This window comes from Actinoallomurus sp. CA-142502, from assembly GCF_050936355.1.
GTDB lineage: Bacteria > Actinomycetota > Actinomycetes > Streptosporangiales > Streptosporangiaceae > Actinoallomurus > Actinoallomurus iriomotensis.
On the sequence record NZ_JBNJMY010000001.1, the window covers coordinates 8,086,215 to 8,109,694 of the forward strand.

Below are 23,480 nucleotides of genomic sequence, written 5' to 3' on the forward strand. Positions count from 1 at the left end.
CGACCGGATCAGTGGGTGAACACCTCGAAGTCGGCGGCCCTCACCTGGCCGGAGAAGGCGCTTCCGGCGGTGCAGTCGGTCGGGACGTTCGGGTCGTTCGTCTGCTGACCCGCGTAGTCGGGGTTGCCGGTGCACTGCGAGGCGGCGACCTCGAAGCGCAGGTGGGTGGCGGTCGTCTTCGGGATCGTGAAGGAGCGCATGGTCAGGTTCGGCGCCACCGGCCGGGGCCTGGCCGCCGGGAAGGCGTCCCGCGGGCTGGTGTAGACCCGGCGGTAGTCCTTGGCCTGCGAGCAGTCGACGGTGGCCGAGGCCGTGCACGCGAGGATCCGGAACGACCGCAGCGCGGTGAACCGGTTCTGCGACTGGGTGTCGCCGCCCGGGTCCTGCGCGTTCGCCGGGCGCAGCAGCGCGCTGACCTGGACCCGGCGTACCTGCTGCGGCTTGTCGCCGGCGAGGCGCACGGTGACGCCCTTACCCGCCACCGGCGCGGCCTGCGCGCCCAGGTACGCCCAGGTGGTGGCTTCGTCGTCGTCGATGAGGGCGCCGAGGTCGACGCCGTCGCCGCTCGCCGTCGCACCGGCGGAGGCCGAGGCGACGTTGCGCGGCAGTTTCACCCGTACGGTCGGGTGCGAGCCCGCCGTCACGTGCGCGGTCAAGCGGGTCAGGCCGTGGCCCGGCGCCTGGGCGACGAACGCGTAGCCTCCCGCCACCATCGAGGCGGTGTCCGGCAGCGCGGTGGCCGCGTCGGTGTCGGCGACCGGCATCGCGCGTCCCTGGTAGTCGCCGACGAAGACGCGCGCCCCCGGCACCGGGGCGCCAGAGTCGTCGGTCACGCTGAACCGCACCGTGGCGTTGCGGGCGGACGGCGAGGCGAAGCTCGGCGTCGCGTCCGCGTCGGCGTTGGTGTTGCTGGCCGCGCCGTCGCCCATGCCGCGCTTGGCGAAGACGTTCCAGAGCAGATCCTGGTCGGCACCGCCGAACCGGATCCGGTCCGCGGCGAGCATCGCGTCCCGCGCGTCCAGCATCGAGACGTTGCCGTTCGCCATGAGCAGCCAGCCGTCGTAGACGAGCTGGATCCACCGCCGGTCGCCGGGGCACCGCGTGACCGGCGTCCTGCCCTCGGCGCACGACCTGTTCAGCGCGACGTTGCCCGCGCCGTACTTGTGGATGAAGGCCTGGCGGAGGTCGTAGTTGACGCCGTTCCAGATCTCGCCGTCGGCGTGCACCTCCGGACCGGTCAGGTCGAACCCGAGGTCGCTGTAGTTCAGCGGGTTCTTGGACAGGTCGTAGTCGCGGATGCCCCGCACGTCGTTGCCGGTGACGTACTGGCCGGTGACGAACGGCGACTGACCGCGCGGCACCAGGTCGTTGGCGGCCAGGTACTCCATCGCGTCCAGGTCCGACCACGACTCGCCCATCGCGCCCGCCTGGAAACCGCTGAGGCCGCGGTCCGGCCCGGCCACCATCCGGTTGGAGATGGCGTGCGTGTACTCGTGCCCGATGACCGACATGTCGTAGTCGCCGTCGACGCAGGGGCTGTAGAACGAGCCCGCGATCGCCTGCCAGAGGTACATGTTCGTGGTCGGCGGATTGCCGTCGGGCGGCGTGGCCTGGTTGGCGTTGTCCCGGATCAGCACGTCCGGCACGCGGGCGCCCGACTGGGAGTTGCCGTGCTCGGGGTCGGCGCCGAGGCCGCCCTTGCCGAAGTTGTCGTCCTGCAGGTTCCAGGCCGACTCGGTGAAGCCGAGGTTGTAGGAGAAGTCGTGCATGCGGTTGTGCATGGCGAGCAGGTTGGCGTCCGCCGCGTCGATGTCATTGCGCTGCGGGCTGTCGAACGTGTCCGGCGCGCACTTGGACCGGTACCACTGGTTCGTCCAGGGATAGGTGTACCGGCGGTCCGCACGGGGGCTGGCGAACCCGTCCAGGTTGAAGCCGCGGCCGGTGGCGTCGAGCCAGTCCTGCGCCGCCCACTCGTTGTTGCCGCGGGTGGTGTGCGTCGGCTCGGTGGCGCTCACGCCCGGGTCGACGTCCCAGGCCAGGGGGGAGGCCGGGTTGGCGACCACGCGGTCGCAGCCCTTGGCCCCGGTCAGGCACCAGGTCTCGCGGGTGTCCCTGGAGGAGTAGTCGGCCGGCGGGTTCTCCGGGAAGGCCTTCCACTCCGGGCCGTCGTTCGCGGAGTCGTCCGCGACGTTGTCCTCGCGGATGAGGACCTCGCCGGTACGGGCGTCGACGTAGCTGGTGTAGGACCGCGTGCCGCTCTGGTCGGTGTCGTTGACGGCCACCTCGTACGCGGTGCGGGCCCCGCCCTCGGGCATCGGCACCGCGACGAGCTTGGCGCTCTGCGTGCCGCTCAGCTCGCTGGCCGCGAAGCGGCTCCAGCCGCCGGAGGAGCCCTGCGAGGTCACGGTGCCGCTGTTCAGGCCGGCGTCGCGGCTCGCCTTCGCCAATGCCTCGGCGGCGCTGAGCGTGGCCGGGGCGGGCGTGGAGACGTCCGGGGCGAGTGTGGAGCTGACCAGGTACACCTTGCCGCCGGCCACGCCGACCGCCGCGAGCCCGTCATAGCCGGCCGGCAGGCTCCCGAAGCGTTCGCGGAACAGGACCGCCGAGCCCGCGCCGATCGGGTTGACCGCGACGACCTCGAGGGAGTCGACGGCCTTCTGGGTCAGCCCGAGCATCTCGTGCTGCTGGGACAGATAGGTACGGGCCGCGGTGGCCGGATCGGCGGGCAGGCCGGTGGCCAGCGCCGTGTCGCGGGAGACGAGGCTGGTGGGCGTGCCGAGGTTGTTCCAGCGGGCGTCGACCCGCTGCCGTGCCACCAGGTCGCGCTGGCGTGCCGAGGGGGCGCGGTGCCCCGGGCGGGCGTCACGGTCGCCGACGCCTGAGCGGGGCGCCTGCCCGCGAGGCGCGGCGGCGTTCTGAGCCGCTGACGCCACCCCGCTCATGCCGGCGCCCAGGAGCGCTCCGGCCGTCAGGACCGCCGTCAGCCGGCGGACCCTTGTTCTTTTTCTGCGCACGGCTCTACCACCTCATTGGGGCTACGAGGGACCGGGAAAAGGTGCGGCGAATCGCGATCCGGCCTATTGGGGCACGGATGAACGGCGGGGCGAATTGCACGATCCATCAGCGCATCGGTGCAGGATGGAAGATAGCTGCGTCGGCTCGGCCGATTAAATATGGCGGAGACCTGACGCACCGCCCCCCTTCCCACCGGGAAAATCCGTGGGGAGCATAAAACGCAGGTAAAAATCGCGTCAACGGGCAAAATTGAAAACAGATGGTTACCACGAGTAATGGACCAAGGTCAGTGATGGGTTCGCCACACTGAGCGAGCGATCACGCCTCCATCACCACCGCCCGTACGAACCAGGCCGCGGCGCACCCACCCCGCCGCCGCCCCCAGGAGCTTCCCCGGCCGCGGCCCGCCCGCCGCTCGGCGAGCCGTAGTGATCGAGATCGGCCGCGGCGGCGCTCACGGGGGCGTCGAGCTGTCGCTTTCTTGGCGATACGCCTTGTTCGGTGATTGTTTCTGATCTAAAGTCCCGCCTATCAATCGTTAGCGAGCACCGAACACCCGAGGCGGCCACTCGGGTGTGCCGTCGTTTCTAGGGAGAGTCGTGGAGATGCGCGATACACCAAGACGAGCCGGGCGGCGGCTCGGCGTACGGGTCACCGCGGGCGCGGCGACACTCGCCCTCGCGTCCCTGGCCGCGTGTTCCGGCGGATCCGGCGGCTCGGGCGGCTCCCACGGCGCGGTGGTCATGTGGCACGGCTACACCGACGTCGAGGCCAAGGCGATCGCCCAGCTCGGCCAGGAGTGGAACGCCGCCCATCCCGACCAGAAGGTGAACGTCACCTTCGGCGGCAGCAACGACGACGCGCTGAAGAAGACGCTCGCCTCCTTCGTCTCCGGCAAGGCGCCTGGCATCGCGTACGAGTTCGGCTCGTCGATCAACACGCTCGCCGCCCGCAACCAGACGCAGGACCTCACCTCGCTGGTCAAGAGCAGCCCGTCGTTCCAGTGGGACGACTTCTTCCCGGCCGCCCGGCAGGCGACCACCACGCCCGACGGCAAGATCTACGGCGTCCCCGCGCTCGTGGACAACCTCGCGCTGGTCTACAACAAGAAGCTCTTCGACGCCGCCGGTCTCTCGTACCCGACGGCGAACTGGACCTGGGACGACTTCCGCGCCGCCGCCCGCAAGCTGACCGACGCCTCCCAGCACCGGTACGGCTGGGCGTACGTCAACGACGGCACCGAGGACACCGTCTGGCGGTACATCGCGATGCTGTGGCAGGCGGGCGGCGACCTGCTCACCCCCGACAACAAGAAGGCCGCGTTCGACTCACCGGCCGGGCTGCAGGCCATGCAACTGCTGCACGACATGTCGGTGACCGACCACTCGGTCTACCTCGACACCGGCGACGGGCAGTACCAGAACCTCTTCAACTCCGGGAAGATCGGGATGCTCTGGACCGGCCCCTGGGACCTGTCCGGCATCAACAAGGACATCTCGTACGGCGCGCAGGTCCTGCCCGCCAAGGTCAACCACGCGACCATCGCCGGCCCGGACAATTACATGCTGTTCAACAAGGGCGACCGCAAGACCGCGTGGGCGTTCCTGCAATGGCTCGACTCGGCGCAGACACATCTGAAGTTCGCGGTCGCCACCGGTGACCTGCCGCTGCGCGAGTCGGAGACGAAACTGCCCGGCTACAAGGACTTCCTCAAGCGCTACCCGGCGAACGAGGTCTTCGTCGACAACCTGAGCAAGAACGCCACCAAGTCCCGCCCGAACATTCCGGAGTATCCGAAGATCTCCCAGGCCCTGGGCGCCGCCGTACAGTCGGTGCTCCTCGGCAAGGCACAGCCACAGGCCGCGCTCGACCAGGCACGTCAGCAGGTCGACCAGATCCTCGCGGGGGCATGATGGCGGTGGCCACCGCCCGGCGGCCCACGGGACGGCGCGCCGCGCGGGCGGAGCGGAAGCGGGGCGGCCGCTTCCGGAGAGCCGACCATCTCGCCGGCTGGGCGTTCGTGTCCCCGGCGGTGCTGCTCATCGCGGTGTTCGGTCTGGTGCCGGTGCTGTGGTCGGTGCTGCTGTCCTTCCAGCAGACCGACCTGACCTCGCCCGGCACCTGGTCGGGCGCGGCGAACTACCAGAAGATGGTGCACGACCCGGTCTTCTGGCAGGCCGCGCGGCAGACGCTGTACTACTGCCTGATGTTCGTGCCGGTCACGATGGTGCTCGCCATCCCGATCGCCGTGCTGCTCAACCAGAAGGTCCGCGGGATGACCTTCTACCGGATGGCGGTGTTCGCCCCGCTCGTCACCTCCACCGTCGCGACCGGTGTGATCTTCAGCTGGCTGTACAACCCGCAGATCGGCCTGATCAACGCCGGGCTCGACAAGCTCGGCCTCCCCCAGCAGGGCTTCTTCCAGAGCACCGGCGAGGCACTGCCGGCCGTGGTCGGCATGACCGTGTGGGGCTGGCTCGGCTTCGCCGTCATCATCTACCTGTCCGCGCTGCAGAACGTGCCGCGCGAGCTGATGGAGGCCGCCGCCCTCGACGGCTGCGGGCGGGTGAAGGCGTTCTGGAAGGTGGAGCTGCCGCTGCTCGCGCCGGCCTCGTCGTTCCTGCTCGTCTGGCTGACCATCAACGCGCTGCAGCTGTTCGACGAGGTGTACGTGACGACCAAGGGCGGGCCGCTGCACGCCAGCACCGTGCTGGTCTACTACCTCTACCAGCAGGCGTTCGTCGACTTCGACGGCGGTTACGCCGCCGCCATCGGCTGCGCCCTGTTCGTGGTGATCCTCATCGTGACCGTCGTTCAGCTGTGGCTCGGCCGGCGGAGCTCCCACTACGAGGCGGGCTGACACATGACCCTCGCTCTTCCACGCCAGGCGGTCCGTACGAAGGACGGCGGCCCGCTGCGGCCGCGCCGGCGGCCCAGCCCGCTGCACCTGCTGCTGATCCCGCTGTCCCTGGTGATGCTGGCACCGCTCATCTGGATGGTGCTGCTGTCGATCTCCACCCAGGCGGAGACCCGGCGCTTCCCGCCCGGCCTGCCCGGCGGCGTGCACTGGCAGAACTACGTGGACGCCTGGCACCAGGGGCCGTTCGGGCACTGGCTGCTCAACAGCACGGTCGTCTCGGTCACCTGCGTGCTCGGCAACCTGGTGTTCTGCGCGCTCGCCGGGTACGCGTTCGCGCGGATCCCCTTCCTCGGCAGCCGCGTGCTGTTCGTCCTGGTACTCGCCACCCTGATGGTGCCGTTCCAGATCGTCATGCTGCCGACGCTGATCGTCGTACGCGACCTGCACCTGACCGACACGCTCGGCGCGCTGATCGCACCCAACCTCGCGACGCCGTTCGGCGTCTTCCTGATGCGCCAGTTCTTCACGACCGTGCCCCGCGAGCTGGAGGAGGCCGCCCGCATCGACGGCGCCGGCCGCCTCCGCACGCTCGTACGGGTGCTGCTGCCGCTGATGGGCCCCACCCTGGCGACGCTGGCGGTACTCACGTTCCTCAACGTCTGGAACGACTTCCTGTGGCCGCTGATCGCCATCCAGAGCCCGGGCAACATGACCGTCCAGATGGGCCTGCAGAACTTCCAGGGCTCCCACCTGACGAACTGGCCGGTGCTGATGGCCGGCACCGTGACCAGCCAGATCCCGGTACTCGTACTGTTCGTGATCGCCCAGCGCTTCTTCGTACGGTCGATCGCGTCGTCCGGCTTCAAGTGAGCGAATGTGCAGATCAGATGACGAATAACGCGTGACAACGACTATTATCAAGCGCCAAATGTGCTTTATAGTGATCGAATGCGTCAACAGGAGCGGCTGGGCCTGATCCTCGATCGGCTGGCGAAAAACGGCACGGTCTCGGTTCTCGACCTCACCACCGAGCTGAACGCCTCGCCCGCGTCCATCCGCCGCGACCTGCGAGCGCTCGAAGAACAGCAGCTTCTCAAACGCACCCATGGCGGCGCGGTGGCGGCCGAGGTGATCTACGAACTGCCGATGCGCTACCGCACCGGCCGCCACCAGGAGGAGAAGCTCCGCATAGCGCAGGCCGCGGTACCCCTGGTCACCGAGTCGGTGCACTCGGTCGGCCTGGGCGGAGGCACCACGACGACCGAACTGGCCCGCGCGCTCGGATCGCTCGGCCGGTCGCTGAAGGTCGTCACCAACGCCCTCAACATCGCCGGCGACCTCTCCGTACGCTCGGCCATCGACCTGGTCGTCACGGGCGGCAGCGTACGCCCGGAGTCGTACGAGCTGGTCGGCCCGATCGCCGACCGCGCCCTCGCCGGCATCCACCTCGACCTGGTGTTCCTCGGCGTGGACGGCATCGACGCGACCGGCGGCATCAGCACGCACGACGAGGTCGAGGCCCAGACCGACCACTGCCTGATGCGCACCGCCGCACGCGTCGTCGTCCTGGCCGACTCCTCCAAGGTGGGCACCCGTGCGTTCACCCGCATCGCCCCGATCGAGGAGGTCGCGATGCTCGTCACCGACTCGGCCGCCGACCCGACGGAGCTGAACCGCCTACGCTCGGCAGGCGTCGAGGTCATCACCGTCTGAGACCGCGCCCGGCGAAGCTCGCCGATGACGCCGACCAGGCCGCGCCCCGAGCACCGCCGCCCACACCACACCGTCCGCATCCCACCGCACTCCACCGGCCACGCCCCACCGGTCCGCGCCACCCGGGCCGCGCACCACCCTGCCGCACCCCACCCGGCCGAACATCGCAGACCGCACATCGCCGGCCAGCGATCGTCCGCAGGCCACCGCACCACACGCTTTCAGCTCCACCGCCACCGTCGGCTCCGGGGCGAGGGCATGTCGGCTGGGGCGTTCTTCTGTGAGAAGAATTTTCTTCTCACAGAAGAACGCCCCGACACTTACCGTCCTAGGGCCAACGGTCTAGACGGCGCGGGGTTCTCACGCGGCCGCCGCGTGTCGGCAGCGGCCGTTCCCGAGGCATATCCAGGCATATATAGGCATCCGCGTCCCGACTCTGCGGCAGATTCCGGCCAAGGTCGCCGAAGTACCGTCCTGCCCGCGCAGGTCACAGCCGCTCAGCGCGCACAGGTCACAGCCGCGCCGCGCATGCGGGTCATCCCCGTTCGTGCGGGTCACCGCCACCCACGCGAATCACCCCGTCCGTGCCGGTCACCCGGTCCGTGCCGGTCACCTTCGTCCGTGCGAGTCACCACCGTCCACGCGGGTCACCGACGTCCGTGCGAGTCACCACCGCCCACGCGGGTCACCACCGCCCGTGCGAGTCACCCCCGTTCCTACGGGTCAGCCTCGTCCGTGCGGGTCACACGGGTTCGCGGGTTATCTGGATCTTGGCGGCGGCGGGCTCGGCTTCGGCGCGGGTCGGCTGGGCGGCGGTGCCTCCGGCGGCGCGGGTCGACAGGGCTCCGCACGCGCAGGCCCAGGCCAGGGCCTCCGCGAGGTCTCCTTTCGCCAGCCGGCCCGCCAGGAAGCCCGCGTCGAAGCCGTCGCCGGCGCCGACAGTATCGACCGGGGTGACGCGCGGGCCCCGTGCGGTCACGTCCGTGTCCTCGTGCCGGGCCACGGCGCCGTCGCCGCCCCGCTTCACCACCGGTACCGGGCCGGCCGCCGCGAGCCTCGTCAGGGCCACCGGCAGCGCGCTCACCGGATCCCCGGTGAGCGCTCCGGCCAGGGCGAGCGCCTCGGCCTCGTTCGGCAGGACGAAGTCGCAGGCGGCCAGCAGGCCCGGCGCGAGCCGCCACTCCCCCGCCGGGTCGTCGTTGGTGTCCAGCGACGTGGACGCGCCCGTGCTCCGGAATCGTTCCAGCAGCGCGGGCAGGCCGGCGGCGAGGCGCGGCTGGAGGAAGTACGACGCCGCGTGCACGTGGCGCGCGCTCACCTCCGGCACCTGCGCGGCGTCGAAGGCGGGCAGGCAGCCGGGGGCGGTCAGGATCGCACGGTCGCCGTCGGCCCGGTTGAGGCACACGGTCAGGGCGGTCGGCAGGGTCTCGTGCCGTACGCAGGCGCCGACGTCCACGCCGGCGGCGCGGAGCGTGTCGAGGACGAAGTCGCCGGCCGCGTCGCGGCCGACCGTGGCGGCGAGCGCGGTGGACAGGCCGAGGCGTGCCGCGCCGCAGGCCACGATCGCGGCCGATCCGCCCAGGGCCAGCGTGCCACTGTCCACGAGCGTCTCGGCCTGGCCCGCGGGCGGCGTCTCGGGCGCGCCCGAGACCAGTACGTCGGGGTTGGCGTCGCCGACGACCAGGAGGTCGATCACGGCCGGAGCGATCCGCGCAGGGCGGGCGGCAGGGCGTCGCCGTGCGCCTCGGTCATGGCGTCGCAGAGGTCCCAGATCTGCGAGACGTTCAGCGTCGCGGCGGTGGCGGGATCGGCCATGGCGGCGTGCCGTACGTGCCGCGGGTCGCCCTCGACGGCGGCGGCGACGGTCAGGTCCACCACGTTGAGGAAACTCCGGTTCAGCGCCGCGAGCTGCGGCGGCAGTGCCCCTACGTGGTGGGGGTGCACGCCGAGCCGGTCCAGCGTCGCCGGCACCTCGACGCCGGCCCCGGCCGGCAGGTTCGTGATCAGCCCGGTGTTGGGCGTCGTGACCTGGATGGTGCGCAGCGTGCCGGTGGCGAGACTGTGGATCACCTGGGGCGCGTACTCCGCGGCGTCCTCCTCCTCGCCCGGCTCCGGCTCGCGGCCGGCCGCCAGCGCGTCGCGGACGGACTCGTACTCGGCGAGGTTGGCGGCGCTGATCCCGACGTAGTCGTCGACCGGGATGCGCAGCCGCTCGATCTCGGTCGTGTCGCGCAGGTACCAGGGCACGTACTCCGAGGAGTGCTCGCTGGTCTCGGTCGGGTAGTGGCCGAGACGCCGGTACATGTCGACCCGTACGCGGCGGAGCAGTTCCGGGTCGGCGGCGATCGCCGCGTCCAGCGCCGGGTACAGGTCGCGTCCCCGGTGCTCCCAACGCAGGATCCAGGCCTGGTGGTTGACGCCGGCCGAGACGACGTCGACCTCCTCGTACGGGACGCCGACGAGCGCGCACAGGTCGCGTACCGTCCAGTAGACCGAGTGGCAGAGCCCGGCGGCCTTCAGGTCCGGGGCGACGGTCGCGAGGTACTGCAGGTTCATCGCCATCGGGTTCGTGTAGTTGAGCAGCCACGCGTCCGGGCACACGGCGGCCATGTCGGCGGCCAGCGCCTCCAGGAACGGGAAGGTGCGCAGCGCGCGGAAGATCCCGCCGATGCCGAGGGTGTCACCGATCGTCTGCCGGAGCCCGAACCGCGCGGGCACCTCGAAGTCGGTCACGGTCGCGGCGTGACCGCCGATGGCGACCATGTTCACGACGGCCTGCGCGCCCTCCAGGGCCGTACGGCGGTCGGTGCTCGCGACGATCTCCGGCTTCGCGCCGTGGCGTGCGGCCGTACGGTGCGCCAGCGCCTCGGCCACCGAGAGCCGCTGCGGGTCGATGTCGTGCAGGGCGATCCGGACGTTCGCCAGCTCGGGGAAGGAGAAGATGTCGCGCAGCAGTTGCCGGGTGAAGACCACCGAGCCGGCGCCGACGAAAACGACGCGGAACGGTTCAGTCATGTCGGGGAGCCTTCCGTGGGAGGAGCGGACCGCAGCACGCCGAGCAGGCGGGCCACCTCGGCGGCGGTGGCGTCCCGCGCGGGGCCGAGGTACTTGCGGGTGTCGACCAGAGCGGGGTCGGCGGCGAGACGCTCGCGCGCGGCGCCCGTGAACACCTTGTTGAGCTGGGTGGCGATATTGATCTTGGTCATGCCGGCCGCGACGGCGGCCGCCAGGTCGGCGTCGGCCACGCCGGAGGAGCCGTGCAGCACCAGGGGCACCGGCACGGCGTCGCGCAGCGCGGTGATGAGGGCGAAGTCCAGCGCGGCGTCGCGGGTGAGCATCGCGTGCGAGGTGCCCACCGCCACGGCCAGGCCGTCCACGCCCGTGGCGGCGACGTACGCGGCCGCCTCGCCGGGGTCGGTACGCGCGCCGGGCGCGTGCACGCCGTCCTTGCCGCCGATCTCCCCGAGCTCCGCCTCCACCCAGACGTCGTGGCCGTGACAGGCCCGTGCCACCTCGGCGGTGGCGGTGACGTTCTCCTCGTACGGGAGCGCCGAGGCGTCGTACATCACCGACCCGAAGCCGAGCTCGACCGCCTCTTCCACGAGGGAGCGCTCGGTGGCGTGGTCGAGGTGGAGGGCGACCGAGGTGGTAGCGAGTTCGGCGACGGCGCGGGTCGCCGCGGCGATCGGCCGGAGCGCGCCGTGGTACCGCACGGCGTTCTGGCTGAGCTGCAGGATCACCGGGGCGCCCGCGCGTTCGGCACCGGCCACGATCGCCTGGGCGTGCTCGACCTGGATGACGTTGAACGCGGCGGCGCCCCGCCCGTCGGCGCGCGCGGCGCCGACGACGGTCGCGGTGGGAACGAGTGGCATGCGCGCTCCTCAGCCGGCGGCCGGACGCAGGATGACCGAGCGGGTCAGGTGGCGCGGAGTGTCGGGCTCCAGCCCGCGCGCGGCCGCCAGGGTCACGGCCAGGCGCTGCGCGAGGATGAGCGACGCGGCGGGGTCGAGGTCCGGCTGCACCCACAGGCCGCCCGTCTCCCGTACCTGCTCCTCCAGGCCCTCCGGAGCCGGGCCGAACATCCACACCGCCGAGCGCTCGTCGGTGATCGCGATGGGGCCGTGCCGGTACTCCTTGGCCGGGTAGGACTCCGCCCAGCTCAGCGACGCCTCCCGCATCTTCAGCGCGGCCTCGGAGGCCAGGCCGACGGTCCAGCCCGTGCCCAGGAAGGTGAACTGGGTACGGTCGGCGACGCCCGGCGGGAGCTCCTCGACGACGGCCCGGCGCGCGTCCGCGATCGCCGACGCGACGTCCAGCTTCAGGTGGGCGCGGAGCAGCGCGAGCGTGGTGGTGGCGAAGCGCGTCTGCACGACCGACCGCTCGTCGGCGAAGTCGAGGACGACGACGTCGTCGGCGGCCGTCATGACCGGCGTCGTGGGGTCGCCGGTGATCGCGGTGGTGCGCACCGTGCCCCGCAGCTCACCCAGGAGTTCGAGGATCTCGGTGGTGGTGCCGGACCGGCTCAGCGCGACGACCCGGTCGTACCGCCGGCCGGCCGGCGCCTCCGACGCGGCGAACGCGTCGGTCTCGCCCTGGCCCGCGCCCTCGCGCAGGGCGGCGTACGCCTGCGCGATGAACAGCGAGGTGCCGCAGCCGACCACGGCGACGCGCTCCCCGGGCTCGGGCAGGCCGGGCAGGGGCGTGGCGGCGAGCTCCACGGCCCGTTGCCAGCAGGCCGGCTGGTCCGCGATCTCTGTCTCGACGTGCGTCGTCACGGTCACTCCGTTCTGAGCCGCGCGTTCAGGCGGCCGTGATCAGATCTGATGGTTTGATAGCACAAATGCTCACAACCGCGCAATGACCGCGCACGTCTCCAGGGGCGGCCCGACATGTGATCACATCGCGCACGGTCCGTGCCCGGTCTCGCCTGCTCGCCGTGGCGGACCGACCTCTAGGCTGGTTCGCGGCGTACGGCGAAAGGGGATCGGGGAGATGGACGGCACGGTCGTGGCGGTCAGCCGCAACGGCGAGTACTCCTTCACGAAGCCGAACCGGGAGGGCATCACGCTCCTCGCCGGGCTCGGCGTGGAGGGGGACGTGCACGCGGGCGTGACGGTCAAGCACCGATCACGGGTGGCGCGGGACCCGTCCCAGCCGAACCTCCGCCAGGTCCACCTCATCCACGAGGAGCTCTTCACCGAGGTCGCACGCGAGGGTTTCGCGGTCGAGCCCGGCCGGCTCGGCGAGAACGTCACCACACGCGGCCTGGACCTGCTCGCGCTGCCGACCGGCACGCTCCTGCACCTCGGTGACACCGCGGTGGTGGAGGTCACGGGGCTGCGCAACCCGTGCCGCCAGATCGACGACTTCCAGGCCGGCCTGCTCAAGCAGGTCCTCGGCCGCGACGAGAACGGAAACGTCGTACGCAAGGCCGGCATCATGAGCGTCGTACGGACGGGCGGCCAGGTCCGCCCCGGCGACCCGATCAGAGTCGAACTCCCGGCGGAGCCCCACCGCGCCCTCGAACCGGTCTGACCCACGGCCGCGTCACCACCGCGGCCGGGAGGCGGAACCAGACGGTCCGCCTGTGCCTGTCGACGGTGAAACCGCAGCCGGGCAAGCCGGTGCGGCGCATCACCCTGCCGAACATCAGCCGGGGCGTGTCGAGCGGCGCGAACCCGAGGCACGTGTTCGCCGTGGCGACCGGCGGCCGAGAACGCCGGTGGTCGGGGCGGAGGAGCGGTCGTGTTCCGGCGTGCCGTATCGGGTAGGGCCTACCTCGTCCCGAGAAAGGAGGGTCTGTCATGGCTCAGGACTTCATCGACGTGCAGAAGTACCTGTCCGGCATGAGCTATCCGGCAACGAAGGAACAGCTGGTGGAACACGCGAAGGAGAAGGGGGCTCCAGAGAACGTCCTGGATGAGCTGACCCGGCTTCCGGAGGGCGAGTACGACGGCCCCAACCGCGTCAGCAGCGCGGTGGCCCACACCTGACGAGAACCCCCGGGCCCGGCCATCCCCGGGCCCGGGACGCCGCTCCCGAACACCCCTAGCCACTCCCCGCCCGCAGGCCCCGCCCACGGTCCCCGCCCGCAGGCCCCGCCCGCGGTCCCGCCCGCGGTCCCCGCCCGCCCTGGGGGGCGACCCCACTTCCATTGTCCAGCCTGCGGCTCCGCCTGCGCAGATCCCCGCGGCAGCTGTGGATAACCGCCCACCCGGACACGCGTCGGCGACGACCGCCTCTCCGCCTCCAGAGAGCGATACATAGGCCATCTATATAGGCATGTGATATTTTTCCAGACATGCGCGCAGAGTCCGATACATCACGTTCTGCCACGCGGGCCTCTGTCGCGGCAGGGCTGGACGAGCTCTCCCGGTTCGCGCTCCGGCGTACCGGGGCGCCTCGGGACATCAGCTTCACGACCGCGTCGACGCTCGCCCGGCTCGAGCAGGACGGTCCCCGTCGTCTCACCTCGCTCGCCGTCGAGGAAGGGGTCGCCCAGCCCTCGATGACGCAGCTCGTCCAGCGGCTGGAGCGGCAGGGGTTCGTCGAGCGCAACCGCGATCCCGACGACCGGCGGCTGGTCTGGGTGCACATCACCGACGCCGGGCGGCGGCTGCTCGCCGACCGCCGGCGTTCGCGGGCCGCCGAGCTGGCCGAGGTGCTCGCCACCCTGCCGCCCGAGGAGGAGGCGGCGCTCGGCGCCGCCGTGCTCGAGGCGCTGCCGGTCATCCGCAGACTCACCGAGCGACGCCCGCATGGCACAGAACAGGACACAAGCCGCACGAACCCGGCCGAACCTCTCACCCCAGGACGGGACCGTTGAGCCATTCCAGCAGTTCGCACGCCCCCCAGAGCAATCCGTTCCGGCAGCCGCGCGCCGTGTGGGCCGTGGCGTTCGCCTGTGTCATCTCCTTCATGGGCATCGGGCTGGTGGACCCGATCCTGCCCGCGCTGTCGACGAAACTGAACGCCAGCCCCAGCCAGGTGGAACTGCTGTTCACCAGCTACCTGGTCGTGACGGCGGTCGCGATGCTCGTGACCGGCTTCGTCTCCAGCCGCATCGGCGCCAAGCGGACGCTCGTCGCCGGCCTGATCCTCATCGTGGTGTTCAGCGCGCTGGCCGGGTCGGCGGACTCGATCTCGGGCATCGTCGGCTTCCGGGCCGGCTGGGGACTGGGCAACGCGCTGTTCATCGCCACGTCCCTGGCGGTGATCGTCGGCTCGGCCAGCGGCGGCTTCGCCGGGGCGATCATCCTGTACGAGACAGCGCTGGGGATCGGCATCGCGATCGGCCCGCTGCTCGGCGGCGAGCTGGGTGCCATCACGTGGCGCGGGCCGTTCTTCGGCGTGACGGTTCTGATGGCGATCGCGCTCATCGCCACGGTGGTCCTGGTGCAGCCCACGCCCCGGCCCGAGCACCGTACGTCGATCGCCGACCCGATCAAGGCGCTGCGGCACCGTGGCCTGCTCACGATGGCCCTGACCGCCCTCTGCTACAACTGGGGCTTCTTCACGGTGCTGGGGTACGCGCCGTTCCCGATGGACCTGGGCGCCCACGAGCTCGGGTACGTCTTCACCGGCTGGGGCGTGTTCGTCGCGATCTTCGCCATCTTCGGCGCGCCGCGGCTGCAGGCCCGGCTCGGCATCGCGCGGGCGCTGTACGTGAACCTCGCGCTGTTCGCCGTGGACGTGCTGGTCATCGCGGTGTTCACCACCTCGAAGACGGTGCTGATCATCGCCGTGATCATCGCTGGGATCTTCATCGGCGTGAACAACACCATCACCACGCAGGCCGTCATGACCGTCGCGCCGGTGGAGCGGCCGGTGGCGTCGGCGGCGTACGGGTTCGTCCGCTTCATCGGCGGCGGCCTCGCCCCGTTCGCGGCCGGGAAGATCGCCGAGCATTCGAACGTGCACGTGCCCTTCTACGTGGGCTCGGCCGCCATCGCGCTCGGCATCGTCGTGCTGGCCACCGGCCATCGCCTGCTCGGCGAGGCCGAACGCGCCCAGGAGGCCGAGGCGGGCCGTACCGCCGAGGACCGGGCCGAAGAGGAGGCCCTGGCCGAGGAGCTCGGCTCGTCCGGCTGAGCCCGGCGTTCAGGACTCCTCGGCATCGGGCCGCGCGGCGCGGGCGAGGGTGCGACCGACCTCGGCCGCGCCCGCGGCGATGCCGTCGACGTCCGGGATCCGGCGGCGCAGGAAGCCGCTCAGGTGCAGCACCGCGTAGCCGTGCGCGGCCGCGACGTGTCGTTCCAGGAGGGTCAGCGCGGCCGGGGCGTCGCCGCCGGTGATCTCCATGGCGACGGGCAGCAGCAGGTCCATGACCGCGCGCCCGGCCGTGGCCAGCCCCTCGTCGCCGAGGTCGCGCAGCCCGTCGGCGAAGATCAGGTCGAACCCGGCGTGATGACGCACCACGAACCGCGCGTACACGCCCGCGGTGACGGCGAGCGCCTCACCGGGGTCGCCGGACGGCTCGCCCGCGAGCGCCTCGCGCAGCTCCCCCGCGAGAAGCTCGGCCGCACGCGTCGCGGTGGCCGCGAGCAGCGCCTGACGCGTGGGGAAGTGACGGTACGGCGCCGCCGGGCTGACTCCCGTACGCCGGGCGGCCTCGGCCACGGACAGCGCCTCGACGCCGTGTTCGGCGACCAGCGCGAGGGCCGCGTCGACGAGCGCGGCCCGCAGATCGCCGTGATGGTAGGTGCCGCGCCGCGCCACCTGTGCCTCCTCCGATTCGCGTGAATGTAAGACCTATCTTACATTGGCTGGCGGGAGGTCACATGTCACAGATCAAGGACAAGGTCGTCGCCATCACCGGGGCGAGCGGCGGCATCGGCGCGGCCACCGCGCTGCGCCTCGCCGAGAGCGGGGCGAAGGTCGTGCTCGGCGCGCGCCGGGCGGACCGGCTCGCGGAACTGACGGAGCGCATCACCGAGGCCGGCGGCGACGCCGCCTGTGCGCCCACCGACGTGACGCGGCGCGCGGACCTGACCGCGCTCGTCGGTCTGGCGCGCGAGCGCTACGGCCGGCTCGACGTCCTGGTGAACAACGCCGGCATCGGCCCCATCTCCCCTCTCGACGACCTGCGCGTCGAGGACTGGGAGGCGATGGTCGACGTCAACGTCAAGGGCGTCCTGTACGGGATCGCGGCGGCGCTGCCGGTCTTCCGCGAGCAGGGGTTCGGGCACTTCGTGAACACCGCCTCCACGGCGGGCCTGCGCATCGTCCCGGACCAGGCGGTCTACGCCGGTACGAAACTCGCCGTCCGCGCCATCTCCGAGGGCCTGCGCCAGGAGGCCGGCGACTCCCTGCGCGTCACGGTCATCTCGCCGGGTTTCGTGGCGACGGACTTCGCGGACGGCATCGCCGATGAGGAGGTCAGAGCCCGGATCGTCCGGTCCAGGGACGCGTTCGCCATCGCGCCGGACGCTATCGCCCGCGCCATCGCTTTCGCGATCGAACAACCGGCCGATGTCGATGTGGGGGAAATCGTCGTCCGCCCCACCGCCCAGGCCTGATCCGGGAGCGGGACACACCCCCGCGCGGCTGGATCCCCGGCCTCGATCCCTGAAGGATGATCGGCGCCGAGGGAGCCGAATGAAGGGCGTTGGCCGGTGCCGAGACGGACTCTGTCCCTGCTGCTCGTGACGGTCGCGGCGGGCGCCGCGGCGCCGGCCGCGACGGCCGGGGCATGGCCGCCGCACTTCACCGCGGCCTCGCGGGTGTGGCCGGGGGTGGTGTTCCGCGCCTTCGCCGCCGCCGGGGCGCGGGGTCCGGTGCAGGGGTACCTGCTCGACGTCGACCTGAGCGAGCCGCGGGTCACCGTCGGGCTGCTGCACCCGCCGGTCGTGGCGGCGCGGGAGCGCGTGTCGCTGATGGCCGACGCGCAGCACGCGGTGGCCGGCGTCAACGGGGACTTCTTCAACATCAGCGAGTCGCATCGGGGGGTGCCGGCGACCGGGGCGGCCGTCGGCCCGGAGATGGCGGACGGGCGGGCGCTGAAGGCGGCCGTGCCCGAGGGACAGCGGTTCGGCCCGCGCCGCCCGCTCGGCGCGACGACCGAGGAGGTCATCGGCGTCGGCGCCGACCGCGTCGGGCGGATGACGACACTGCGCCTGAACGGGACCGTCACCGTCCAGGGACCGCTCGGGCCCCCGGCGAACGCTCCCGTGGCCCGGCCCCCGCGAGGCCCCGTACACGGGCCGCCGGACGAGGATCTCGACGACGACCTGGACGACGACGCGGACGAGGCCGACGACTCGGCCCTGCGCGTACGGCACCCGGGGCGACGGCATCCGCGGCGAGTGCACGCGTCACGGCGCGCACCCGACGGGCGGCTGAGCATCCCGCTGGGCGGCCTCAACCAGTACGCCCTGCCGGTCGGGGGTGTCGGGCTGTTCACGAACCACTGGGGTTCGGCGTCGCGGCGGCGTGCGGTCTGCGGCACCGACGCCGTACGCCGTGCCCCGTGCAGCGCCGACGCCGCCGAGGTGACCGTACGGCGAGGGGTGGTGACGCGGGTCGCCGCCCCCGTCGGCGGGGGGACGATCCCGCCGGGCACGACCGTGCTGGCCGGACGGGAGGCCGGGGCGGACGTGCTGCGGCGACTGCGTCCGGGCGACCACGTGCACGTCGCGTACGACCTGGCCGGGCCGGCGCGCCTGCGGTTCGCGGTGGGCGGCTTCGCGATCCTGCGCGGCGGCGCGCCGCTGCCGGGCCTGGACGCCGCCATCCGCGCCGCCCGTACGGCCGCGGGCGTGAGCGCGAACGGCCGGCACCTCTACCTCGTCGTCGTGGACGGCCGCTCCCCCGCCGGCCACGGCGCGACGCTCGCGGAGCTGGCCCTGCTGCTCCGGCGCGCGGGCGCGCACGACGCGATGGACCTCGACGGTGGGGGCTCGTCGACTCTCGTGCTGCGGACGCCCGGCGAGCCCGTCGTGTCCGTACGGAACTCCCCGTCGCGCGGCGCGGAACGGGCCGTCGCCAACGGCGTCGGCGTGTTCGTCCGGGCCGATCCCGGCCACGCGCGGCGTAAACGTCGCTGACCAACCTCCTTGCCGCGCGGATAGGAAGATCTTGACGGCGAGTCTGATTGATGGATCACTGGGAGCGACGGATCGGACAAAGGATCGACATGAGCCTCCCCCTGCTCAGTGACATCCGCGACCAGGCCTCCGGCCTCGACCGCGACCAACGCAACGCCTTCCTCGCCGCCCTGCTGGGCTGGACGATGGACGCCTTCGACTACTTCCTCCTCATCTTCGTCATCACCGAGGTGGCCAAGGACTTCGACACCTCGCCCGAGAAGGTCACCGTCGCCACGACGCTGACCCTGATCGCCCGGCCGGTGGGCGCGTACCTGTTCGGCATCTGGGCGGACAAGTCCGGCCGGCGCCTGCCGCTGATGGTCGACGTGCTGTTCTACTCCGCCGTCGAGTTCATCTCCGGGTTCTCGACCTCGCTCACCATGCTGCTGGTGCTGCGCTTCCTGTACGGCCTGGGCATGGGCGGCGAGTGGGGGCTCGGCGCGTCACTGGCGATGGAGAAGATCCCGGTCGGCAAGCGCGGCTTCTTCTCCGGGCTGCTCCAGGTCGGCTACTCGCTCGGCTACCTGGTCGCCGCCGTCGCGTACTTCGTGATCACGCCGCTGTTCGGGTGGCGGGGCCTGTTCATGTTCGGCGCCATCCCGGGACTGATCGCGCTGTACATCCGTTACCGGGTGGGCGAGTCGGAGGCCTGGGAGCGCACCAACGAACGCCTTCAGATCACCCGCACGCCGCTGCGCCGGGTCTTCTTCGACCGCAAGGTGCTGATCCGGTTCGTCTACCTCGTGCTGCTCATGACGGCGTTCAACTTCATGAGCCACGGCACGCAGGACGTCTACCCCACGTTCCTCAAGAAGGGCCTCGGTCACTCCCCGCACTACGCGGTCGGGATCGCCGTGGTCTACAACGTCGGGGCCATCCTCGGCGGCACGCTGGTCGGCGCGCTCTCCCAGCGCTTCGGCCGGCGCCGGGCGATCGTCGGGTCCTCCATTCTGGCCCTGGTCGCGCTGCCGCTGTTCGCCTACTCCACGACGACGGCGTTCCTGCTGATCGGGTCCTTCCTGATGCAGTTCTTCGTGCAGGGCGCGTGGGGCGTCATCCCGGCGCACCTCACCGAGATGTCACCGGACGCCATCCGGGGCTTCTATCCCGGGGTGACGTACCAGCTCGGCAACCTCCTCGCCGCGCTCAACCTGCCGTTGCAGGAACACCTGGCCGACTCGCACAGCTACTCGTTCGCGTTCGCGGTCGTGGTGGCCCCGACACTGCTGGCCGTGATCCTGCTGACCGCCTTCGGCAAGGAGGCGCACAGCGTGGAGTTCGGCCGAGATCCCGTCGCCACCCCCGAGACGGCCACTTAGCGCCCCGGAGAGTCGACGCCCAGGTACTCAGCGTCACGATCGGATCACGCGCTCGGCCTCGCCGTTCGCATATTTCTCCGGGTGCGGCAACAATCAACCCATCTGTCAACGTGGGAGAGTCCGCCGCAGGCCGAGGAGAGCGATGCACGAGGTGTGGCCTGGTACGCCGTACCCCTTGGGTGCCAGCTGGGACGGCACCGGGACCAACTTCGCCCTGTTCTCGGAGGTGGCGCAGCGGGTCGAGCTGTGCCTGTTCGACGACCGCGGGCGGGAGACGCGGCTGGAGCTGCCCGAGGTGGACGGCTTCGTCTGGCACGGGTACGTGCTCGGCGTCGGCCCGGGTCAGCGGTACGGCTACCGGGTGTACGGCCCGCACGAGCCCAAGTACGGTCACCGGTGCAACCCGGCCAAGCTGCTGCTCGACCCGTACGGCAAGGCGGTCGACGGCGACCTGAGATGGCACGAGTCGGTCTTCTCGTACCACTTCGCCGCGCCGTCGGAGATGAACACCGAGGACAGCGCGCCGTACATGCCGAAGAACGTCGTGATCAACCCGTTCTTCGACTGGGGCGACGACCGCGCGCCGCACACGCCGTACAACGAGACGGTGATCTACGAGGCGCACGTCAAGGGCCTCACCCGGCGGCATCCGCAGATCCCGAAGAGCCAGCGCGGCACGTACGCGGGTCTCGCGCACCCGGCCATGGTCGATCACCTGATCGAGCTGGGCGTGACCGCGATCGAGCTGATGCCGGTGCACCAGTTCGTCTCCGAGCACGCGCTGGTCGCGCGCGGGCTGACGAACTACTGGGGCTACAACACGGTCGGCTTCTTCGCCCCGCACAACGCCTACTCCTCCTCCGGCCAGCGCGGCGAGCAGGTGCTGGAGTTCAAGGCGATGGTGCGGACCCTGCACGAGGCGGGCATCGAGGTGATCCTCGACGTGGTCTACAACCACACCGCCGAGGGCGACCACCTGGGGCCGACGCTGAGCTTCCGCGGCATCGACAACGCCGCGTACTACCGGCTCAGCGACAGCGACCGGCGGTACAACCTCGACTACACCGGCTGCGGCAACAGCCTCAACGTCCGGCATCCGCACGCGCTTCAGCTGATCATGGACTCGCTGCGCTACTGGGTGCTGGAGATGCACGTGGACGGCTTCCGGTTCGACCTGGCGTCGGCGCTGGCGCGGGAGTTCCACGACGTCGACCGGCTGTCCGCCTTCTTCGACCTGGTGCAGCAGGACCCGGTGGTCTCGCAGGTCAAGCTGATCGCCGAGCCGTGGGACGTCGGCGAGGGCGGCTACCAGGTCGGCAACTTCCCCCCGCTGTGGACGGAGTGGAACGGCAAATACCGCGACTCGGTCCGCGACTTCTGGCGCGGTGAGCCGGTGCTGCCGGAGTTCGCCTCGCGCCTGACCGGCTCCAGCGACCTGTACGCCGACGACGGCCGCCGGCCGCTCGCCTCGATCAACTTCGTCACCTGCCACGACGGCTTCAGCCTGCACGACCTGGTCTCCTACGACCACAAGCACAACGAGGCCAACGGCGAGGACAACCGCGACGGCACCGACGACAACCGCTCGTGGAACCACGGCGCCGAGGGCGAGACCGACGACGCGGACATCCGCGCGCTGCGGCTGCGCCAGAAGCGCAACCTCATCGCCACGCTGTTCCTGTCGCAGGGCGTGCCGATGATCTCCCACGGCGACGAGCTGGGCCGCACCCAGCGCGGCAACAACAACGCCTACTGCCAGGACAACGAGCTCGCCTGGGTGTCGTGGCGGACCGACGACGACCTCAGCGACTTCGTCCAGCGGGTCTCGACGCTGCGCGGCGACCACCCGGTGTTCCGGCGCCGCCGCTTCTTCGAGGGCCGTACGCACGGCGCCGGCCTCGACGGCGAGCGCGACCTCGTCTGGCTGACGCCGGCCGGCGAGGAGATGACGGAGTCGGACTGGCACACCGGGTACGCCCGCGCGGTCGCGGTCTACCTCAACGGTGACGCCATCACCGAGCCGGACACCCGGGGTCAGCGGGTGCGCGACGACTCCTTCCTCCTCCTGTTCAACGCCCACTCCGAGAGCATCGTCTTCCGGCTGCCCGAGGAGGGGTACGGCGAGCGCTGGGAGATCGCCCTGGACACGGCGACCGACCTGGTGAGCGGCCACGAGCCGGTCAAGGCCCGCGACGAGATCGAGGTGATCGACCGCGGGCTGCTGCTCCTGCGGAGGCTCAGTGACGGCTCACCGTGATCGCGGTGAGCAGTACGAGCACGAACGTCAGCGTCGCCACCGCCGCGTGGGCCACGACGGAGACGACCGGGAAGCCCTGCTCGCCGTCCCGCGCGTGCTTGCCGCCCTGGCCGGTCAGCCAGCGCGTGAACATGGTGAAGCCCAGCAGCGTCACCAGCACCAGCGCGCCGAAGGAACTCCAGGCGTACACGGAGCTGCGCGTCAGCAGGAACACCACCCAGATCGCCAGGGCCAGCAGGGCGAGTGCGGGATGGCCGAGGAGCAGCGCGACCGGATAGCGGGTGACCTTGGTGCCCTGCCGCCGGAGCCCGCCCTCGGACAGCCGGCGTACGAGGGGGCGGAGTCCCGCCACCGCGGTGAGCACCCACATGACTAATGCGGCGATCTCCAACGCGTCTCCTTCTCCCGGACCTCTCCCCTTCCGCGACAAGTCTTCCTGGAAAACGCCGATTTGATAAGCCGAACGCAGCCATCCAGTCGCAAAATGTGACCGAACATATGTGTGACACCCTGATGACATGCGCAGACTCGAACCGGCCGGCACCCCCGACCTGCCCGAGGCGTACGCCTACCCCGGCCGGCGGCCCTGGCTGCGCGCCAACATGGTGTCCTCCGCCGACGGCGCCGCGGTCCACGACGGCCGTACCGAGGCGCTCGGCGGCCGGGCCGACCGGCGGCTGCTCTCGCTCCTGCGAGCCCTGGCCGACGTGGTGGTCGTGGGCGGCGCCACCGTACGGGCCGAGGGGTACGGGCCGGTGCGGCCCCGCGAGTGGTGGGGCGACCTGCGCCGCGGCCGTACGCCGGCGCCGCCGCTGGCGATCGTCTCGCGCGGACTCGACTTCGACTTCGACGCGCCGGTGTTCACCGAGGCCCTCGTGCCGACGATCCTGGTGACCTGCCCGTCCGCGCCCGCCGAGCGCCTGCGCGCCGCCCGGAGGCACGCCGAGGTGATCGTCACCGGCGGCGAGCAGGCGGACGTACCCGCGGCCCTGGACGCGCTCGCGGAGCGGGGGCTCGTACGGCAGCTCACCGAGGGCGGCCCGCGGCTGCTGGCCGAACTCTCCGCGGCCGGGCGCCTCGACGAGCTCTGCCTTACGATGAGTCCCCGGCTCACCGCCGGGGACGCGGCACGCGTGCTGAACGGCCCGGCGACGGCGCCGATCCCGCTGCGCCTCGGGCATGTCCTCGAAGAAGACGGCTTCGTCTTCCTCCGATACCTAAGGGGGTGA

At 71.3% G+C, this 23,480-nt stretch carries 20 protein-coding genes; 13 read left to right on the plus strand and 7 right to left on the minus strand.

Annotation, left to right across the window (positions count from 1 at the left end):
• Nucleotides 1-8: 8 nt before the first annotated feature.
• Entirely contained in the window at nt 9-3,014 is a 3,006-nt protein-coding gene (locus tag ACQEV1_RS37760) for a M36 family metallopeptidase (protein WP_285636396.1), read from the minus strand.
• 606 nt (nt 3,015-3,620) lie between these two features.
• Here ACQEV1_RS37760 and ACQEV1_RS37765 point away from each other — a divergent pair.
• The 4 genes from ACQEV1_RS37765 to ACQEV1_RS37780 all read left to right on the plus strand — a co-directional run bounded on the left by ACQEV1_RS37765 (nt 3,621) and on the right by ACQEV1_RS37780 (nt 7,588).
• A complete protein-coding gene (locus tag ACQEV1_RS37765) occupies nt 3,621-4,928 on the plus strand; it encodes an ABC transporter substrate-binding protein (protein WP_285636394.1) in 1,308 nt (435 codons plus the stop codon).
• Nucleotides 4,925-5,875, plus strand: a complete 951-nt coding sequence (locus ACQEV1_RS37770; RefSeq protein WP_285581863.1) for a carbohydrate ABC transporter permease — start codon at nt 4,925-4,927, stop codon at nt 5,873-5,875. The genes ACQEV1_RS37765 and ACQEV1_RS37770 overlap by 4 nt, the downstream gene beginning before the upstream one ends.
• 3 nt (nt 5,876-5,878) lie before the next feature.
• A complete protein-coding gene (locus ACQEV1_RS37775) occupies nt 5,879-6,745 on the plus strand; it encodes a carbohydrate ABC transporter permease (RefSeq protein WP_285636389.1) in 867 nt (288 codons plus the stop codon).
• Nucleotides 6,746-6,823: 78 nt separating this feature from the next.
• Nucleotides 6,824-7,588: a DeoR/GlpR family DNA-binding transcription regulator gene (locus ACQEV1_RS37780; protein ID WP_285581859.1), complete on the plus strand. Its 765-nt coding sequence runs from the start codon at nt 6,824-6,826 to the stop codon at nt 7,586-7,588.
• A 742-nt stretch (nt 7,589-8,330) separates the two neighbouring features.
• Here the strand turns inward: ACQEV1_RS37780 and ACQEV1_RS37785 are convergent.
• From ACQEV1_RS37785 to ACQEV1_RS37800, 4 genes are read right to left on the minus strand one after another with little or no spacing between them, the layout of a single operon-like run.
• Nucleotides 8,331-9,284 carry a carbohydrate kinase family protein gene (locus ACQEV1_RS37785; protein WP_433400882.1) on the minus strand — a complete coding sequence of 318 codons (954 nt, stop codon included), beginning with the start codon at nt 9,282-9,284 and terminating at the stop codon, nt 8,331-8,333.
• Nucleotides 9,281-10,603: an alpha-glucosidase/alpha-galactosidase gene (locus tag ACQEV1_RS37790; RefSeq protein ID WP_433400885.1), complete on the minus strand. Its 1,323-nt coding sequence runs from the start codon at nt 10,601-10,603 to the stop codon at nt 9,281-9,283. Before ACQEV1_RS37790 ends, ACQEV1_RS37785 begins: the two co-directional genes overlap by 4 nt.
• Nucleotides 10,600-11,460, minus strand: a complete 861-nt coding sequence (locus ACQEV1_RS37795) for a class II fructose-bisphosphate aldolase (RefSeq protein ID WP_433400888.1) — start codon at nt 11,458-11,460, stop codon at nt 10,600-10,602. Before ACQEV1_RS37795 ends, ACQEV1_RS37790 begins: the two co-directional genes overlap by 4 nt.
• A gap of 9 nt (nt 11,461-11,469) precedes the next feature.
• Entirely contained in the window at nt 11,470-12,363 is an 894-nt protein-coding gene (locus ACQEV1_RS37800) for an SIS domain-containing protein (RefSeq protein WP_285636377.1), read from the minus strand.
• A 217-nt stretch (nt 12,364-12,580) separates the two neighbouring features.
• Between ACQEV1_RS37800 and ACQEV1_RS37805 the strand changes: the two genes are divergently transcribed.
• The 4 genes from ACQEV1_RS37805 to ACQEV1_RS37820 all read left to right on the plus strand — a co-directional run bounded on the left by ACQEV1_RS37805 (nt 12,581) and on the right by ACQEV1_RS37820 (nt 15,679).
• Nucleotides 12,581-13,123, plus strand: a complete 543-nt coding sequence (locus ACQEV1_RS37805) for an MOSC domain-containing protein (protein WP_433400892.1) — start codon at nt 12,581-12,583, stop codon at nt 13,121-13,123.
• A 269-nt stretch (nt 13,124-13,392) separates the two neighbouring features.
• Nucleotides 13,393-13,581, plus strand: coding sequence for a DUF2795 domain-containing protein (locus ACQEV1_RS37810; RefSeq protein WP_285636371.1), 189 nt, complete (start codon nt 13,393-13,395; stop codon nt 13,579-13,581).
• Between the two features lie 308 nt (nt 13,582-13,889).
• Nucleotides 13,890-14,414 carry a MarR family winged helix-turn-helix transcriptional regulator gene (locus ACQEV1_RS37815; RefSeq protein WP_433400896.1) on the plus strand — a complete coding sequence of 175 codons (525 nt, stop codon included), beginning with the start codon at nt 13,890-13,892 and terminating at the stop codon, nt 14,412-14,414.
• Nucleotides 14,411-15,679 (plus strand): MFS transporter, encoded by a 1,269-nt coding sequence (locus ACQEV1_RS37820; protein WP_285581844.1) that lies wholly within the window; start codon nt 14,411-14,413, stop codon nt 15,677-15,679. Before ACQEV1_RS37815 ends, ACQEV1_RS37820 begins: the two co-directional genes overlap by 4 nt.
• A gap of 9 nt (nt 15,680-15,688) precedes the next feature.
• Here ACQEV1_RS37820 and ACQEV1_RS37825 read toward each other — a convergent pair whose 3' ends face one another.
• Nucleotides 15,689-16,306, minus strand: a complete 618-nt coding sequence (locus ACQEV1_RS37825; RefSeq protein ID WP_285581842.1) for a TetR/AcrR family transcriptional regulator — start codon at nt 16,304-16,306, stop codon at nt 15,689-15,691.
• Between the two features lie 62 nt (nt 16,307-16,368).
• Here ACQEV1_RS37825 and ACQEV1_RS37830 point away from each other — a divergent pair, with 62 nt between their 5' ends.
• The 4 genes from ACQEV1_RS37830 to glgX all read left to right on the plus strand — a co-directional run bounded on the left by ACQEV1_RS37830 (nt 16,369) and on the right by glgX (nt 22,251).
• Nucleotides 16,369-17,106 (plus strand): SDR family oxidoreductase, encoded by a 738-nt coding sequence (locus ACQEV1_RS37830; protein WP_285636360.1) that lies wholly within the window; start codon nt 16,369-16,371, stop codon nt 17,104-17,106.
• 96 nt (nt 17,107-17,202) lie between these two features.
• Entirely contained in the window at nt 17,203-18,633 is a 1,431-nt protein-coding gene (locus tag ACQEV1_RS37835; RefSeq protein WP_433400902.1) for a phosphodiester glycosidase family protein, read from the plus strand.
• A gap of 89 nt (nt 18,634-18,722) precedes the next feature.
• Nucleotides 18,723-19,994 (plus strand): MFS transporter, encoded by a 1,272-nt coding sequence (locus tag ACQEV1_RS37840; protein WP_433400905.1) that lies wholly within the window; start codon nt 18,723-18,725, stop codon nt 19,992-19,994.
• A gap of 142 nt (nt 19,995-20,136) precedes the next feature.
• On the plus strand, nt 20,137-22,251 hold the full coding sequence (glgX, locus tag ACQEV1_RS37845) for a glycogen debranching protein GlgX (RefSeq protein WP_285636351.1): 2,115 nt from the start codon (nt 20,137-20,139) through the stop codon (nt 22,249-22,251).
• On the opposite strand, the gene ACQEV1_RS37850 is transcribed toward glgX, so the two are convergent.
• The gene (locus ACQEV1_RS37850; protein WP_285636349.1) at nt 22,232-22,642 is read right to left on the minus strand and encodes a hypothetical protein; all 411 of its coding nucleotides are present in this window, start codon (nt 22,640-22,642) and stop codon (nt 22,232-22,234) included. The two genes, glgX and ACQEV1_RS37850, sit on opposite strands and share 20 nt — an antisense overlap.
• Nucleotides 22,643-22,769: 127 nt before the next feature.
• On the opposite strand from ACQEV1_RS37850, the gene ACQEV1_RS37855 reads away from it, so the two are divergent.
• Nucleotides 22,770-23,480 carry a pyrimidine reductase family protein gene (locus ACQEV1_RS37855; RefSeq protein ID WP_433400910.1) on the plus strand — a complete coding sequence of 237 codons (711 nt, stop codon included), beginning with the start codon at nt 22,770-22,772 and terminating at the stop codon, nt 23,478-23,480.